Origin of the sequence: Vibrio sp. M250220 (assembly GCF_036533795.1) — a bacterium.
In the GTDB taxonomy this organism is placed as follows: Bacteria; Pseudomonadota; Gammaproteobacteria; order Enterobacterales; family Vibrionaceae; genus Vibrio.
In genome coordinates, this window is sequence record NZ_JATABI010000024.1 from 17069 (window position 1) to 30900 (window position 13832).

Genomic DNA, 13832 nt, shown 5'->3' on the forward strand with positions numbered 1-13832 from the left:
CAATGTTTACTCTTTTAGACAGTATTTATAGCCAATAGATAGGTTTTTAGCAGTCCCCAATGGAATTGATTCGAGGTATTCACAATATCAAACCCCACCATCAAGGGTGTGTATTGACGATCGGAAACTTCGATGGTGTTCATCTTGGACATCAGGAAGTATTACGACAAGTGTCTGAACAGGCTAAGGAATTAGGTCTGCCCTCGACGGTAATGACATTCGACCCTCAGCCATTGGAACTGTTTGCTAAAGATAAAGCACCAGCGAGGCTGACACGCCTCAGAGATAAGTTTGTGCAACTGAGTAAATTGAATATTGAAAGGTTGCTTTGTGTAAACTTTAACCTTAAGTTCGCCAATCAAACCCCTGAGGCATTTATTAGTGACTTGTTGGTAGCGCGTTTGGGTGTTAAGTTTCTCGTCGTAGGCGATGATTTCTGCTTTGGTCATGGTCGTAAGGGGAACTTTGCGATGCTGCAAGAAGCAGGAAAAAAGTACGGCTTTGAAGTGGTCAGCACACAAAGCTTTCGCTTAGCTGAGTTGCGGGTTAGCAGCACAGCAATACGTCGGGCATTAGCGCAAGATAAGCTTGATGAAGCTGCGCAAATGTTAGGTCGTCATTATAGTATTAGTGGTCGAGTCTCTCATGGTCGTAAATTGGGTAGAACCATTGGTTTCCCTACGGCAAATATCCCACTAAAGCGTTGCGTATCTCCAGTGTCAGGTGTTTATACCGTAGAGGCATTAGGTCTTGATGATGGGCCTATCGGAGGTGTGGCGAACATTGGTAACCGACCGACGGTTAACGGCGTACGTCAGCAACTAGAAGTACATTTATTCGACTTTAAAGCCAATTTATATGGCAAACAGTTGGAAATCGTACTTTTAGATAAGATTCGAGATGAGCATAAATTTGAGTCATTCGAAGCTTTGAAACAACAAATTGAATTGGATGCTGAAGCAGCAAGGGTGTGGCTGCGTCAGCGTAAAGACCAAGCGGTTTAGTTCGCTGCTTGGCATAATGTCTAACTGTCACCCAACACAACGGAATTAAGAATCGATGAGTGAGTATAAAGATACCCTGAACCTTCCTGAAACAGGGTTTCCGATGCGCGGCAATCTGGCCAATCGTGAGCCAGAGATGCTTGAGCGTTGGTACAAAGAAGACCTTTACGGTGAAATCCGTAAAGCGAAGAAAGGCAAAAAATCTTTCGTTCTACACGATGGTCCTCCATACGCGAATGGTGACATTCACATTGGCCACGCACTAAACAAGATTCTTAAAGACATTATTATTAAATCCAAAACACTTTCTGGTTTTGATGCACCGTACATTCCAGGTTGGGACTGTCACGGCCTACCAATTGAACTAATGGTAGAGAAGAAGAAAGGCAAACCAGGCCAAAAGATCTCTGCGGCAGAGTTCCGTGAAGAGTGTCGTAAATACGCTCAAGGTCAGGTTGAAGGTCAAAAAGAGAGCTTCAAGCGTCTAGGTATCATGGGAGAGTGGGATAAGCCTTACCGCACGATGGATTTTGCTACCGAAGCAAATATCATCCGCGCGTTAGGTAAAATCGCTGACAATGGTCATCTACTGAAAGGCTTCAAGCCAGTTCATTGGTGTACGGACTGTGGTTCGGCACTTGCTGAGGCTGAAGTAGAGTACAAAGACAAAGTTTCTCCTTCGATTGATGTTCGCTTCAAAGCGACAGATGCTGCGGCTCTACTGTCGAAGTTTAATCTTATTGAAGGTCATGAAGGCGAAGGCGATATCTCAATTGTTATCTGGACGACGACACCGTGGACACTGCCAGCAAACCGCGCAGTATGTTTACGCGGTGATCTAGAGTATGTACTTGTCCAAATTGAAGGTGAGTCGAAAGAGCGCATCATCGTTGCGTCTGAATTAGCGAAAGATGTCATGGACCGTGCTGGTATTGAGCACTTCCACAACCTAGGTTTTGCTAAGGGTAGTGATCTTGAATTGCTTCAGTTCAATCACCCATTCTATGACTTTACCGTGCCAGCGATCTTAGGTGATCACGTGACTACTGATTCGGGTACAGGTGTTGTCCATACCGCGCCAGGTCACGGTCAAGAAGACTTCGCAGTAGGTAACCAATACAACCTAGAAGTGGCTAACCCTGTAGGTTCAAACGGCGTTTACCTACCAGATACTGAGTTGTTTGCTGGTCAACACGTATTCAAAGCGAACGATGCGGTCGTTGAAACGCTCAAAGAAAAAGGCGCGCTTCTTCATCAGCACGCTTATGAGCACAGCTACCCACACTGTTGGCGCCATAAGACTCCAATCATCTTCCGTGCAACACCTCAGTGGTTTGTATCGATGGACCAAGCAGGTCTACGTGCTAAAGCACTAGAGTCAATCAAAGGTGTGGAGTGGATGCCTGAGTGGGGTCAAAGTCGTATCGAAGGTATGATTGAAGGTCGTCCTGAGTGGTGTATCTCACGCCAACGTACTTGGGGTGTGCCGATCGCTCTATTCGTTCACAAAGAAACTGCAGAGCTTCATCCAAACACAATTGAACTGGTTGAGAAAGTTGCTCAACTTGTTGAAGAAAAAGGCATCCAAGCTTGGTGGGATCTAGAAATTTCAGATCTACTTGGTGATGACGCTGATAAATACGAGAAAGTACTTGATACTCTAGACGTATGGTTCGATTCAGGTGTTACTCACTATTCAGTGGTTGACGCTCGTGAAGAGTACAACGGCAACAGTGCAGATCTTTACCTGGAAGGTTCTGACCAACACCGTGGTTGGTTCCAGTCGTCATTGATTTCATCTATCGCGATGAAAGGTGAAGCGCCATACAAGCAAGTGTTAACGCACGGCTTCGTTGTAGATGGTCACGGTCGTAAGATGTCGAAATCGATTGGTAACGTAGTTGCACCGAAAGATGTCACGAACAAGCTAGGTGCAGATATTCTGCGTCTATGGGTTGCATCAACAGACTACACTGGCGAAGTCGCGGTATCTGATGAAATTCTTAAGCGCTCTGCTGATGCGTACCGTCGTATCCGTAACACAGCACGTTTCTTCCTTGCGAACCTAAGTGGTTTCAACCCTGCAACGGATATTGTTCCTGCAGAAGAAATGGTTGCACTTGATCGTTGGGCTGTTGGTCGCGCACTAGCGGCTCAGGAAGAAATTGTTAAAGCATACGGCGAGTACAACACTCACGCAGTGACTCAGCGCTTGATGCACTTCTGTTCGATTGAGATGGGTTCATTCTACCTAGACGTGATCAAAGACCGTCAGTACACAGCAAAACGTGGCGGACACGCTCAACGTAGCTGTCAGACGGCGCTTTACTACATCGTAGAAGCGTTGGTACGTTGGATGGCTCCTATCATGTCGTTTACAGCGGATGAAATCTGGAATGAAATGCCAGGTGAGCGCGATAAGTTTGTTTTCACTGGTGAATGGTTCGACGGCCTGTTCGGATTGACTGAAGGTGAAGAGCTGAACAACGAGTTCTGGGCTGAGATTCAGGTGATTCGTGGTAGCGTAAACAAGCTGCTAGAAGACGCTCGTAAAGACAAGACAATCGGTGGCTCTCTACAAGCTGAAGTCACGCTATATGCCGACGATGCACTTCTGGCTAAGCTAGGTAAGCTAGAAGACGAACTGCGTTTTGCTCTACTGACATCAACCGCCGTGGTTAAGTCTCTAGGTGAAAAATCTCAAGCAGCACAAGCGACCGATGTTGAAGGTCTGTTTGTTGAAGTTAAAGCGACTGAAAACGAGAAGTGTGACCGCTGTTGGCACCATACTCCAGACGTTGGTACGATCGAAGGCCATGAGAAGATCTGTGGTCGTTGTGTATCGAACGTAGATGGTGAAGGCGAAGTACGTAAATTTGCATAATTCGCATTAGCGTAACTGAACTTTTCAGAAATTAAATAGCCCCAGTATTTACTGGGGCTACTTTTAGGAACTGTATGAACGAGCAAACATTAACTCTTAAACAATCAGGTGTACGTTGGCTATGGCTAGCGTTGGTTATCTTCCTTGCGGACATCGGTATTAAACTGTTTGTGATGGATAATATGGGTTATGGATGGGCAAATCGAATAGAGGTACTGCCTTTCTTCAATTTCCTTTATGTTCATAATTACGGCGCTGCGTTTAGCTTCCTGAGCGATCAGGCTGGCTGGCAACGTTGGCTATTTACTGGGATTGCATTTGCAGTCACCGCAATGCTGACTTACTGGATGAGTAAACTTCCAGCGGCCGAAAAGTGGAACAATATCGCCTACGCTATGATTATTGGTGGTGCGGTAGGTAACGTCTTCGATCGTGTCGTCCATGGTTTTGTGGTCGATTACCTCGACTTTTACTGGGGTAATTATCATTGGCCAGCATTCAATCTGGCTGATACTACTATCTGTATTGGTGCTGCGATGATTATCTTAGATGGCTTTCGTAAAAAAGACGACGCCAAAGCTTAATTCGTGATGAATTGAATAACCCTAAGCGCTGTCGGTTGATTACGATGGCGCTTTTTAGTATACCCGTCTAGTTTGAATCCGAGCGCCAATTTGACGGCGACACCTCTATTAAAACAATAACGACACCAAGGAAGCAGTAACGTGACTACAATCGCCCAAGATTCAGCAGTAACTTTGCACTTTACGATCAAAATGAAAGACGGGTCTGTTGCCGACAGTACCCATAACATGGGCAAACCAGCCAAACTAGTGATTGGTGATGGTAGCCTTAGTGAAAACTTTGAACAGTGTTTGCTGGGTCTTAACTCAGGTGACCAAAAGGCCATTGAACTTAAAGCTCAAGATGCGTTTGGTTTGCCAAATCCAGACAATATTCATCATATGGACCGTGCTAAGTTTGTTGGTGACGCGGAAGTGGAAGTGGGCACCATCATGGCTTTTTCTGGTCCAGACGGAATGGAAATTCCTGGCATTATTACCGAAATAGCTGGCGACTCTGTGACCGTAGATTTCAACCATCCGCTAGCAGGACAGGATGTGACTTTTGAAGTTGAGATTTTGTCAGTAGAATAACCGCCCAAAGAAGAAAACAACGCCATGAGCAATGAAATGAAAATTCTATTAGCCAACCCTCGCGGTTTTTGTGCCGGTGTTGATCGTGCGATCAGCATTGTTGAACGTGCATTAGAAATGTACCAACCACCAATCTACGTACGCCATGAGGTGGTTCACAACCGTTTTGTCGTGGAAGGCCTCAAGCAGCGTGGTGCGATCTTTGTTGAAGAGTTGCATGAAGTTCCAGATGACAATATCGTTATTTTTTCTGCTCATGGTGTGTCTCAAGCAGTACGCAAAGAGGCCAAAGAGCGTGCTCTCACCGTTTTTGACGCAACTTGTCCCTTAGTGACTAAAGTGCACATGGAAGTAGCTCGTGCGAGTCGTAAGCATATGGAAGTCGTGTTGATTGGTCATGCTGGACATCCTGAAGTTGAAGGTACAATGGGGCAATACGCCAGTGATAAAGGCGGTATGTACTTGGTGGAAACGCCAGCGGATGTAATCGCTCTTAAAGATAAGGTGCGTGATCCAAGCCACCTGCACTATGTGAGCCAAACAACGCTATCAGTGGATGAGACTGCAGATGTCATTGACGAGCTGCGTCGTGTCTTCCCTGACATTCAGGGGCCGCGCAAGGATGACATCTGTTATGCAACGCAAAATCGCCAGGACGCGGTTCGCGAAATGGCAGAGGATGTGGATGTTATGATTGTCGTCGGGTCTAAAAACTCTTCAAATTCTACTCGCCTTAAAGAACTGGCAGAAAAGCTGGGAACGCCGGGCTACCTCACTGACTGCACGGAAGACATCAAGTCGGAATGGTTTGAAGGCAAAACGAAAGTAGGGGTGACCGCGGGTGCTTCTGCTCCAGAGGAGTTGGTCAACCAAATCTTAGACCGAATAAAAGAGTTGGTCGGTGCTCGCTCGGTAGAAGAGATTCAAGGACGTGAAGAGAATATGTTCTTTGAAGTACCGAAAGAGCTACAGATTAAGCAAATCGATTAATGATCAGAACAACAAAAAGCCAGCGTTAAAGCTGGCTTTTTTACGCGCTTTACAATAGAAAAGGCTCCCGAAGGAGCCTTAGTTTTCATTACGTTTTTGTTTTGAGCTACGCAGTTTCTGTGACTGCTTGTGGTTTCTCTTCGTCAGCAAGGTCAGTTTCACCTTTACCTTTGGATCTCTTAATCACGTAAGCGGTAACGGCTAGAGCAAACAGTACTCCAGAAATCGTTGAAATTTGAATTGGCAGACCAAAACCTAGTGAACTGTTATTGAGAATGAAGGTAACACACACTGTCGTCATGAACATTGCAGGGATAGTGGTAATCCAGTGCAGCTTGTTATGGCGCAGTAGGTACGCGGATGCAGTCCATAGCATCATGACTGCGGTCGTTTGGTTAGCAAAGCCGAAGTAACGCCAGATAATGCCGAAATCTACTTGAGTCAAGATGCCACCGATAACGAATAGTGGAACTGCCATCAATAGTCGGTTGCGCAGTGTTTTTTGCTCCATGTTGAAGTATTCAGCTAGGATCAAACGGCTAGAGCGGAATGCAGTATCACCAGAAGTGATAGGTAGGATGACGACACCGAGGAAAGCGATTACACCACCAAAGACACCGAGTAGGCCAAATGATGCGCTGTAAACGACATTACCAGGACCACCGTTTTTCACAGCTTCAGAGAGTGATTCTAGTGAGCCAAAGAAAGATAGAGCGATCGCACACCAGATTAGCGCGATGACACCTTCACCGATCATTGCACCGTAGAAGACGAAGCGACCATTCTTTTCATTTTCCATACAGCGAGCCATCAGCGGAGACTGGGTTGCATGGAAACCTGAAATTGCACCACATGCGATTGTGATAAATAGCGCTGGCCATAAAGGCATATCATTTGGGTTAAGGTTAGTTAGCATATCGCTGACTTGGAAATCACCCATTACAGTGTGTTCGCTAGAGAAAGCAATCGCTGTCATTAGGCCGACCGACATGAAGATAAGTAGGGCGCCAAATAGTGGGTAGAAGCGACCAATGATTTTATCAACAGGAACAATTGTAGCGATGATGTAGTAAGCGAAAATCGCGATAACCATGGTCGTCATGCTAACGTTCAGGCTAGTTTGATCGTTAATTAGGTTAGTGATCATTCCCGCAGGTGCTGAAACAAATACCACGCCGACTAGCAACAGAAGAACAATGGCAAAGATGTTCATAAAGTGTTTTGCGCCATTGCCTAGGTAGCGGCCTGTGATGGTCGGCACTGAAGCACCACCATTACGTACTGATAGCATACCTGAGAAGTAGTCATGTACCGCACCAGCAAAAATACAGCCGACCACAATCCATAGCATTGCTGCTGGGCCGTAAAGGGCTCCCATGATTGGGCCAAAGATAGGACCCACACCAGCAATATTCAGTAGTTGAACCAAGTAGACTTTTTTCGTCGACATTGGAACGTAGTCAACACCATCTTGCATAGTATGCGCAGGAGTTTGACGTTTTTCGTTAATACCAAAAATCTTCTCTACGAATGCACCGTAGAGAAAGTAGCCACCTATCAGGGCCGCGACACAGGTTAGAAACCACAACATAGCACTTGTTCCTTAGTGAAATTAATTAAGCTCACCATGCATACTAAGTCTTTCTCGGGCAATCATCATTCGCTTCTGAAGTGAGTGGTCGTATAGAAAAATGAGTGGTTTTCTGGGCTATTAAGTGGTTTTTTCTGTCAGTGAGTGGCAATTGTTGAAGTTTAGTGGTTTGATTAATCACTGGAGATAAAGTCAAGGAAAAACAATGAGGAAGATAATTGTCGTAGCCATAATGACGGTTCTGACTGCGTGTGTGAGTAGCCCTGAGCAACTCGCAAAACAAGGAGACTGGTATCAAATTGGTTTTCAAGATGGAGTCAGTGGTCACACTCAGCGTTCTTATAAAGAGCTGACAAGTTTAGGCGCAGTTAAGCAGGCAGATTATGAAACGGGTTACTCGGAAGGTATCGGCCAATACTGCAACCCAGATTTCGCCTATCAGATAGGATTGTCTGGTCAATATTACGAAGGTGTGTGTGAAGGTACAGAGAGTGCGCAAAAGTTTCGAATGGAATGGCAGCGTGGCTGGAATGAATACCAGAACTAGCCATTGTTAATCGCATATAACAGAGGGGAGCAAGTTAGCCTCTGCTCCCCTAGTTGTTCAGTTAATCGTTGTGGTGAAGCTGAACCGCTTTGCGCAAAAAACCGTCTTGTTTATCGAGTTTACTTTTTGCTTCAGCAACGTCCATTCCAGTGAGAATCATCAGAATGGCTACCTTAACGTCATAGTGAGTTTGTTCGAGCGTTGCAATCGCTTCACTGTTATCACAATCAGTTGCCTGCATAACGATGCGTGCAGCGCGTGCAACCAGCTTTTTGTTGGTTGCTTTCACATCAACCATTAGGTTCTGATAGCTCTTACCTAAACGAATCATTGATGCTGTCGTTAGCATATTCAGCACAAGTTTTTGCGCTGTTCCGGATTTTAATCGTGTCGATCCTGTAAGAGCTTCTGGCCCCACAATTGGGCTAATCGCTATTTGTGCAATATCGGCGATGGGAGAGTCAGGATTACAGGACAGGGCAACGGTGGTTGCGCCGATTTGGTTTGCGTATTCGAGCGCTCCAATCACGTAGGGTGTTCTGCCGCTGGCAGCAATACCAACCACCACGTCATTGTGAGCAAAATTGATCGCTTTAAGGTCTTCGATGCCTAAGGTAAATGAGTCTTCCGCGCCTTCTTTCGCTTTTAAAATCGCCTCTGGTCCACCAGCGATAAGTCCAATCACCATCTGATCGGATACGCCAAAAGTAGGAGGGCACTCTGAGGCGTCTAAAACACCCAAACGACCACTGGTTCCTGCCCCCATGTAGATCAAACGCCCTCCGCTCTTAAATGCCTCTGTGATTTTATCGACGGCTTGAGCGATTTCAGGTAACACTTTTTCGACCGCCAGAGGAACCTGTTGGTCCTGTTGATTGATTCGCTTGACGATTTCACTTGAAGGCAAGAGGTCGATATCCATGGTCTCAGGATTACGCCCTTCAGAAACTAAATGTGAAAGTGCAGCGATAAGCGCATCATTAGTCATAGTTGTCCTTATTTATCAGCAAAGTACATCACACCAAGGCTAGCCAGTTTGGAGGCTCCGGTGACTTCAGGCAGATTGCTTGGCAGATTGTGAATGCGGCGATAGGCCAGCCAAGCAAAGGCCATCGCTTCCATATTATTACTGTCGACGCCTTTGTCATCGGTTAGCATCACCTGCCAATCTGGCAATAGCTCGGCTAAGCGTTGCATGAGTAGTGGGTTATGAGCGCCTCCACCACAGGTTAATAACTCTGGCGTATCGCCTAGTTTGAATTTTTTGACTTCATTAGCAATAGTTTGCGCGGTGTATTCACACAAGCTTCTTTGCACATCAGCAACCTTCGTTGAGTAACGGTTGAGGATGTTTTCTAACCAAGGCAAGTTGAACAGTTCGCGTCCGGTGCTTTTAGGTGCTGGAAGTGTTAGGTAAGGCTCATCAAGGAGTTCTGACAGTAGGTCAGTATCAATCTTGCCTTGATTAGCAAGCTGAGCATCTTTATCGAACGCGATACCTTGATGTTTATAACACCACGCGTCCATCAACATATTGCCAGGGCCTGTGTCGTAACCAATGATGGGGTGCCCCGGTCTTAACACCGAAATGTTGGCAATGCCGCCGATATTGAGTACCACAACGCTTGAGCCATTCGATTTGAAAATTGATTGGTGGAAAGCAGGAACCAGAGGGGCACCTTGTCCACCCAGTGCAATATCTTTGCGTCGAAAATCGGCGACCGTATCTATCTGCGTTAGGGCTGCAATGATATTGGCATCACCAAGCTGGATGGTAAAAGGCGCGTCCCCATTAGGTTGGTGGAAGACGGTTTGACCATGATTGCCGATGGCAGTGATTTCTTTTGCTGTTCGTCCGCTTTTGGCCAACAGCGCTTGTACTGCTTCCGCATAAAGTTTGCCGAGTTGATGATCTATGTGACCAATTTCTGGAAGCGTAGTTGATTGACCCAGTGACACATTTAGGATTCGTTGTTTAAGCTGCTCTGGAATGGCATGGTCATGGTTTTCCAACAGGCGAATATGACAATCGTCAATCTCGACCAGTGCAGTATCGATTCCATCAAGGCTAGTGCCTGACATAATGCCAATGTATAACTCTTTTGTGGTCATGCTCAATTTTCGCTAACAGTGAAGTTTAACCGTTGTAAACAGAGAATAATCCTAATAACCTCGGGAGCATAGCGAAATTGAGCTGGATGTGGAGAAATTATGGGACCGTTATGGATCGATGTGGCTGGTTGTGAACTGACTGCAGAAGATAAAGAAATTCTTGAACACCCAACCGTAGGTGGTGTGATTCTTTTTTCTCGAAACTACCATGATAGTGCGCAATTATTGGCGTTAAATAAAGCTATTCGTCACGCGGCTAAGAGACCTATTCTGATTGGTGTTGATCAAGAAGGTGGACGAGTACAGCGCTTTAGAGAGGGGTTCTCCCGAATTCCCGCTGCGCAGAGATATGCCCAGTTTGAAAACAGTGAGCAGTTAGCTCAGCAAGGTGGTTGGCTGATGGCTGCTGAGCTGGTGGCCCATGATATCGATCTTAGTTTTGCGCCTGTGTTGGATCAGGGGCATGAGTGTAAAGCGATCGGAGACCGTTCGTTTGGTGAGGATATGGATACCATCGTTTGCCATAGTCTCGCTTACATGAAAGGAATGAAATCGGTAGGAATGGCGACAACTGGCAAGCACTTCCCTGGTCATGGTGGTGTGATTGCTGACTCACATTTAGAAACCCCATTTGATTATCGCGATAACATTCTCGAACAGGATATGGCGATATTTAAAGCGCAAATCGAAGCCGGCATTCTTGATGCAATGATGCCAGCTCATGTTGTTTTTCCCCATTACGATGACCAGCCAGCGAGTGGTTCTGAATACTGGCTCAAACAAGTACTGCGTTACCAACTAGGTTTTAAAGGCATCGTTTTTTCTGATGACTTAAATATGGAAGGTGCGGCGATTATGGGGGGGCCAGCAGAGCGGTCTCATCAAGCATTGGTCGCAGGCTGTGACATGCTGCTGTTATGCAATAATCGACAAGGTCAGATTGAGGTGTTAGACAATCTGCCGATCATGGAAACGCCTGAAGCGGTTAAACTGTTGAAGACACAAAGTTTTACCTTGGAAGATCTGCAACGCAGTGAGCAGTGGCGACAAGCGTCAGATGCGATGAAACGTATTTTAGAATCCTAACTGAAAGAGCCGCGACTGCGGCTCTTTTATTGATTGCTCAGTCAGTGAAAACCGAGTTTCTCTTTGAGGGTTTTAAGGTAACGACGACTCACTGGAAGAGGGTGATTGCTGACTGTGATAATTTCGGCCAAGCCATTTTCCAGTAGTTTAATTTCTTTAATGGCACTGATGTTGACGAGAAACTGTCGATGACAGCGAACAAGAGGTGTTTTCTCTTCTAACACTTTAAGTGTCAACTGAGACGTCGCTTTCTGTTCATGGGTCTGAACATGAACACCGCTAATGTCACTATAAGCAAACTCGACATCTTTAGTCGGAATAATAACGATTCTGTTGAGCCCAATACACGGCACCTGATCCAAACAAGGAGGAGCGATAGCGGCAATTTGCTCCTTATTGACTCGTTGTGTTTTCAGTAGTCGGTTAACTGTCTTAGTAAGCCTTTGGGTATCAACTGGCTTCAACAGATAGTCAAAGGCATTATCCTCAAATGCCTGAACGGCAAACTCATCATAAGCCGTAACAAACACGACTTTTGGCATCGTTTCGGGGTCGAGCATCGCCAGCAGCTCAATTCCCGTTATTTGTGGCATTTGGATATCGAGAAACACCACGTCAGGTTTAAGCTGATTGATTTTTTTTAACCCTTCGATTGCGTTGCTGGCTTGTTCGATAACTTGAATATGCCCAGTTTCTTCTAACAACTCTGTCAGTTCTTCGCGAGCAAAGAGTTCGTCATCTATGACTAATGCTGAAAGCATGGTGTTCCTTAATGAGAGTGTTCGTTGGGAATGATAAAGCTCATTCGCGTAAGTCTGTCCGGTTCTACTTCAATAGTGAGAGCCGAAGCACGACCAAATTTATTCGTGAGACGTTTGTCTACGATTTGCATACCTAATCCTAGATGGTCATCAGCGGGGGGAGAGTAACTGCCCGCGTTATCTTCAACAACGATACGATAACCCTCTTGCTCGACCTGACTGTAGACGCGAACAACGCCTCCGAATAGCAGATTTGATATCCCATGCTTGATGGCGTTTTCTACTAGTGGCTGAAGGGTAAATGTTGGCACTTTGCGACTGAGTAAACTTTCTTCGATGTCTATCGTTACTTCAAGCCTGTCGGTAAAACGCGCTTTTTCGATGGTCAGGTAGGCGTTCACATGGGCAAGCTCTTCTTTGAGGGTGACGGTTTCGATATCTTGCTTGAGATTGCTACGGAAGAAATGAGAAAGATGCTGAATAAGCTCTCTTGCTTTCGCGGGGTCTCGGCGAATAACTGCACTGATAGTATTTAGAGCATTGAACAAGAAATGCGGGTTGACTTGAGCATGGAGTAGTTTGATTTCCGCTTGAGATAACAAGGTTTGTTTCTGCTGGTAGTCACCAAATAGAATTTGGCTTGAGAGTAATTGGGCAATCCCTTCAGCCATCGACATATTGATGGTAGAAAACAGTTTTCGCTTGGGTTCGTACAACTTGATTGTTCCAATCACTCGTTCTCCCGCACGTAAGGGAATAATCAGTGCCGAACCAAGCTTGCATTCAGACGACAAAGAACACTGATAAGGCTTTTCCTTACCGTCGAGGTAGATAATGTCATTTTGTTGAATCGCATCTAATGTGCTTTGTGAAGAGATCGGGGTATTAGGTTTATGGTGATCATCCCCGATGCCTACAAAGGCTAGAATCTTTTCATCGTCGGTAATAGAGACAGCACCAACGTTGGTTTCTTCGTAGATGATTCGAGCGATTTTCTCTGCATTTTGGCTGTTAAATCCTAATGCCAGGATACCCACTGAACGTTCAGCTATGTTGAGTGCACGCCGTGAAAACGTGGCTGAATACTCTTCGAAGATGGTTTTTCTGTCATGCAGAATACTCATAAATAAGGCTGCGCCGACTGAGTTAGCAATGATCATCGGAGCTGCAATAGCAGATACCAAGTTATACGCTTGATCAAAAGGTTTGGCGACGATCAGGATGATCAGCATCTGGACGATTTCTGCCACTAAGGTAACGGCAAAAACTACACTCGGATTAAAGAGTTGTTCAGACTTTCCTTTACGAAGTAGGTAGATATGCAGTAAGCCACCAATCAATCCTTCGGCAGTGGTTGATATTGCACAAGCCACGTCGGTGAAGCCACCGAGTGAGTAGCGGTGTAAGCCTCCGGTTAGTCCGACAAAAAAACCAACAATAGGCCCACCAAAGAGTCCACCCATTACCGCGCCTATCGCTCGGGTGTTGGCAATGGCATCATTGATCTGTAAACCAAAGTAAGTCCCCATAATACAGAATAGAGAGAACAGTACGTAGACGCTCAACTTGTGGCTAAGTCGGTTGGATATGTTCAGCAATGGCAGAAATATAGGGGTCTTACTAAGCATGTAAGCCAGCACTAAATAGACACACATCTGCTGTAGTAGGGAAAGAATCAGATCCATAGCAATAAAATTAGG

Annotated in this window: 12 protein-coding genes; 7 read left to right on the forward strand and 5 right to left on the reverse strand. The window is 45.7% G+C overall.

All coding sequences use genetic code 11. The annotated features are described in order from the left end of the window. Positions 1-59: 59 nt before the first annotated feature. The 5 genes from ribF to ispH all read left to right on the forward strand — a co-directional run bounded on the left by ribF (position 60) and on the right by ispH (position 6035). Positions 60-1004 (forward strand): bifunctional riboflavin kinase/FAD synthetase, encoded by a 945-nt coding sequence (gene ribF / locus QTN94_RS10160; RefSeq protein ID WP_138972111.1) that lies wholly within the window; start codon positions 60-62, stop codon positions 1002-1004. Positions 1005-1059: 55 nt separating this feature from the next. After that, positions 1060-3888, forward strand: coding sequence for an isoleucine--tRNA ligase (gene ileS / locus QTN94_RS10165; protein ID WP_331427578.1), 2829 nt, complete (start codon positions 1060-1062; stop codon positions 3886-3888). 74 nt (positions 3889-3962) lie between these two features. Next, positions 3963-4472: a signal peptidase II gene (gene lspA, locus QTN94_RS10170; protein ID WP_331427579.1), complete on the forward strand. Its 510-nt coding sequence runs from the start codon at positions 3963-3965 to the stop codon at positions 4470-4472. A gap of 141 nt (positions 4473-4613) precedes the next feature. Continuing rightward, positions 4614-5045: an FKBP-type peptidyl-prolyl cis-trans isomerase gene (fkpB, locus tag QTN94_RS10175; RefSeq protein ID WP_138972108.1), complete on the forward strand. Its 432-nt coding sequence runs from the start codon at positions 4614-4616 to the stop codon at positions 5043-5045. 24 nt (positions 5046-5069) lie between these two features. Beyond that, positions 5070-6035, forward strand: coding sequence for a 4-hydroxy-3-methylbut-2-enyl diphosphate reductase (gene ispH / locus QTN94_RS10180; protein ID WP_171052205.1), 966 nt, complete (start codon positions 5070-5072; stop codon positions 6033-6035). A gap of 106 nt (positions 6036-6141) precedes the next feature. Here the strand turns inward: ispH and QTN94_RS10185 are convergent, their stop codons facing one another. Next, the gene (locus QTN94_RS10185) at positions 6142-7626 is read right to left on the reverse strand and encodes a carbon starvation CstA family protein (protein ID WP_138971376.1); all 1485 of its coding nucleotides are present in this window, start codon (positions 7624-7626) and stop codon (positions 6142-6144) included. Between the two features lie 205 nt (positions 7627-7831). Here QTN94_RS10185 and QTN94_RS10190 point away from each other — a divergent pair, with 205 nt between their 5' ends. Continuing rightward, positions 7832-8173, forward strand: a complete 342-nt coding sequence (locus tag QTN94_RS10190) for a DUF2799 domain-containing protein (protein ID WP_138971375.1) — start codon at positions 7832-7834, stop codon at positions 8171-8173. 61 nt (positions 8174-8234) lie between these two features. Here the strand turns inward: QTN94_RS10190 and murQ are convergent, their stop codons facing one another. Further along, complete coding sequence (murQ, locus tag QTN94_RS10195) at positions 8235-9161, reverse strand: N-acetylmuramic acid 6-phosphate etherase (protein ID WP_331427580.1); 927 nt, start codon at positions 9159-9161, stop codon at positions 8235-8237. Between the two features lie 8 nt (positions 9162-9169). Continuing rightward, the gene (locus QTN94_RS10200; protein WP_331427581.1) at positions 9170-10285 is read right to left on the reverse strand and encodes an anhydro-N-acetylmuramic acid kinase; all 1116 of its coding nucleotides are present in this window, start codon (positions 10283-10285) and stop codon (positions 9170-9172) included. 99 nt (positions 10286-10384) lie between these two features. On the opposite strand from QTN94_RS10200, the gene nagZ reads away from it, so the two are divergent. Continuing rightward, positions 10385-11371 (forward strand): beta-N-acetylhexosaminidase, encoded by a 987-nt coding sequence (gene nagZ, locus QTN94_RS10205; protein WP_331427582.1) that lies wholly within the window; start codon positions 10385-10387, stop codon positions 11369-11371. 41 nt (positions 11372-11412) lie between these two features. On the opposite strand, the gene btsR is transcribed toward nagZ, so the two are convergent. Both btsR and QTN94_RS10215 read right to left on the reverse strand, forming a co-directional pair. Further along, on the reverse strand, positions 11413-12132 hold the full coding sequence (gene btsR / locus QTN94_RS10210; RefSeq protein ID WP_138971371.1) for a two-component system response regulator BtsR: 720 nt from the start codon (positions 12130-12132) through the stop codon (positions 11413-11415). An 8-nt stretch (positions 12133-12140) separates the two neighbouring features. Next, positions 12141-13817 (reverse strand): sensor histidine kinase, encoded by a 1677-nt coding sequence (locus QTN94_RS10215; RefSeq protein ID WP_138971370.1) that lies wholly within the window; start codon positions 13815-13817, stop codon positions 12141-12143. Positions 13818-13832 lie beyond the last annotated feature (15 nt).

What these genes read in the sequence shown, in the direction of transcription:
- QTN94_RS10200 (WP_331427581.1), bottom strand. Translation starts at nt 10,285, where the DNA reads ATGACCACAAAAGAGTTATACATTGGCATTATGTCAGGCACTAGCCTT.
- ispH (WP_171052205.1), top strand. Translation starts at nt 5,070, where the DNA reads ATGAGCAATGAAATGAAAATTCTATTAGCCAACCCTCGCGGTTTTTGT.
- btsR (WP_138971371.1), bottom strand. Translation starts at nt 12,132, where the DNA reads ATGCTTTCAGCATTAGTCATAGATGACGAACTCTTTGCTCGCGAAGAA.
- nagZ (WP_331427582.1), top strand. Translation starts at nt 10,385, where the DNA reads ATGGGACCGTTATGGATCGATGTGGCTGGTTGTGAACTGACTGCAGAA.
- QTN94_RS10185 (WP_138971376.1), bottom strand. Translation starts at nt 7,626, where the DNA reads ATGTTGTGGTTTCTAACCTGTGTCGCGGCCCTGATAGGTGGCTACTTT.
- lspA (WP_331427579.1), top strand. Translation starts at nt 3,963, where the DNA reads ATGAACGAGCAAACATTAACTCTTAAACAATCAGGTGTACGTTGGCTA.
- QTN94_RS10190 (WP_138971375.1), top strand. Translation starts at nt 7,832, where the DNA reads ATGAGGAAGATAATTGTCGTAGCCATAATGACGGTTCTGACTGCGTGT.
- murQ (WP_331427580.1), bottom strand. Translation starts at nt 9,161, where the DNA reads ATGACTAATGATGCGCTTATCGCTGCACTTTCACATTTAGTTTCTGAA.
- ileS (WP_331427578.1), top strand. Translation starts at nt 1,060, where the DNA reads ATGAGTGAGTATAAAGATACCCTGAACCTTCCTGAAACAGGGTTTCCG.
- ribF (WP_138972111.1), top strand. Translation starts at nt 60, where the DNA reads ATGGAATTGATTCGAGGTATTCACAATATCAAACCCCACCATCAAGGG.
- QTN94_RS10215 (WP_138971370.1), bottom strand. Translation starts at nt 13,817, where the DNA reads ATGGATCTGATTCTTTCCCTACTACAGCAGATGTGTGTCTATTTAGTG.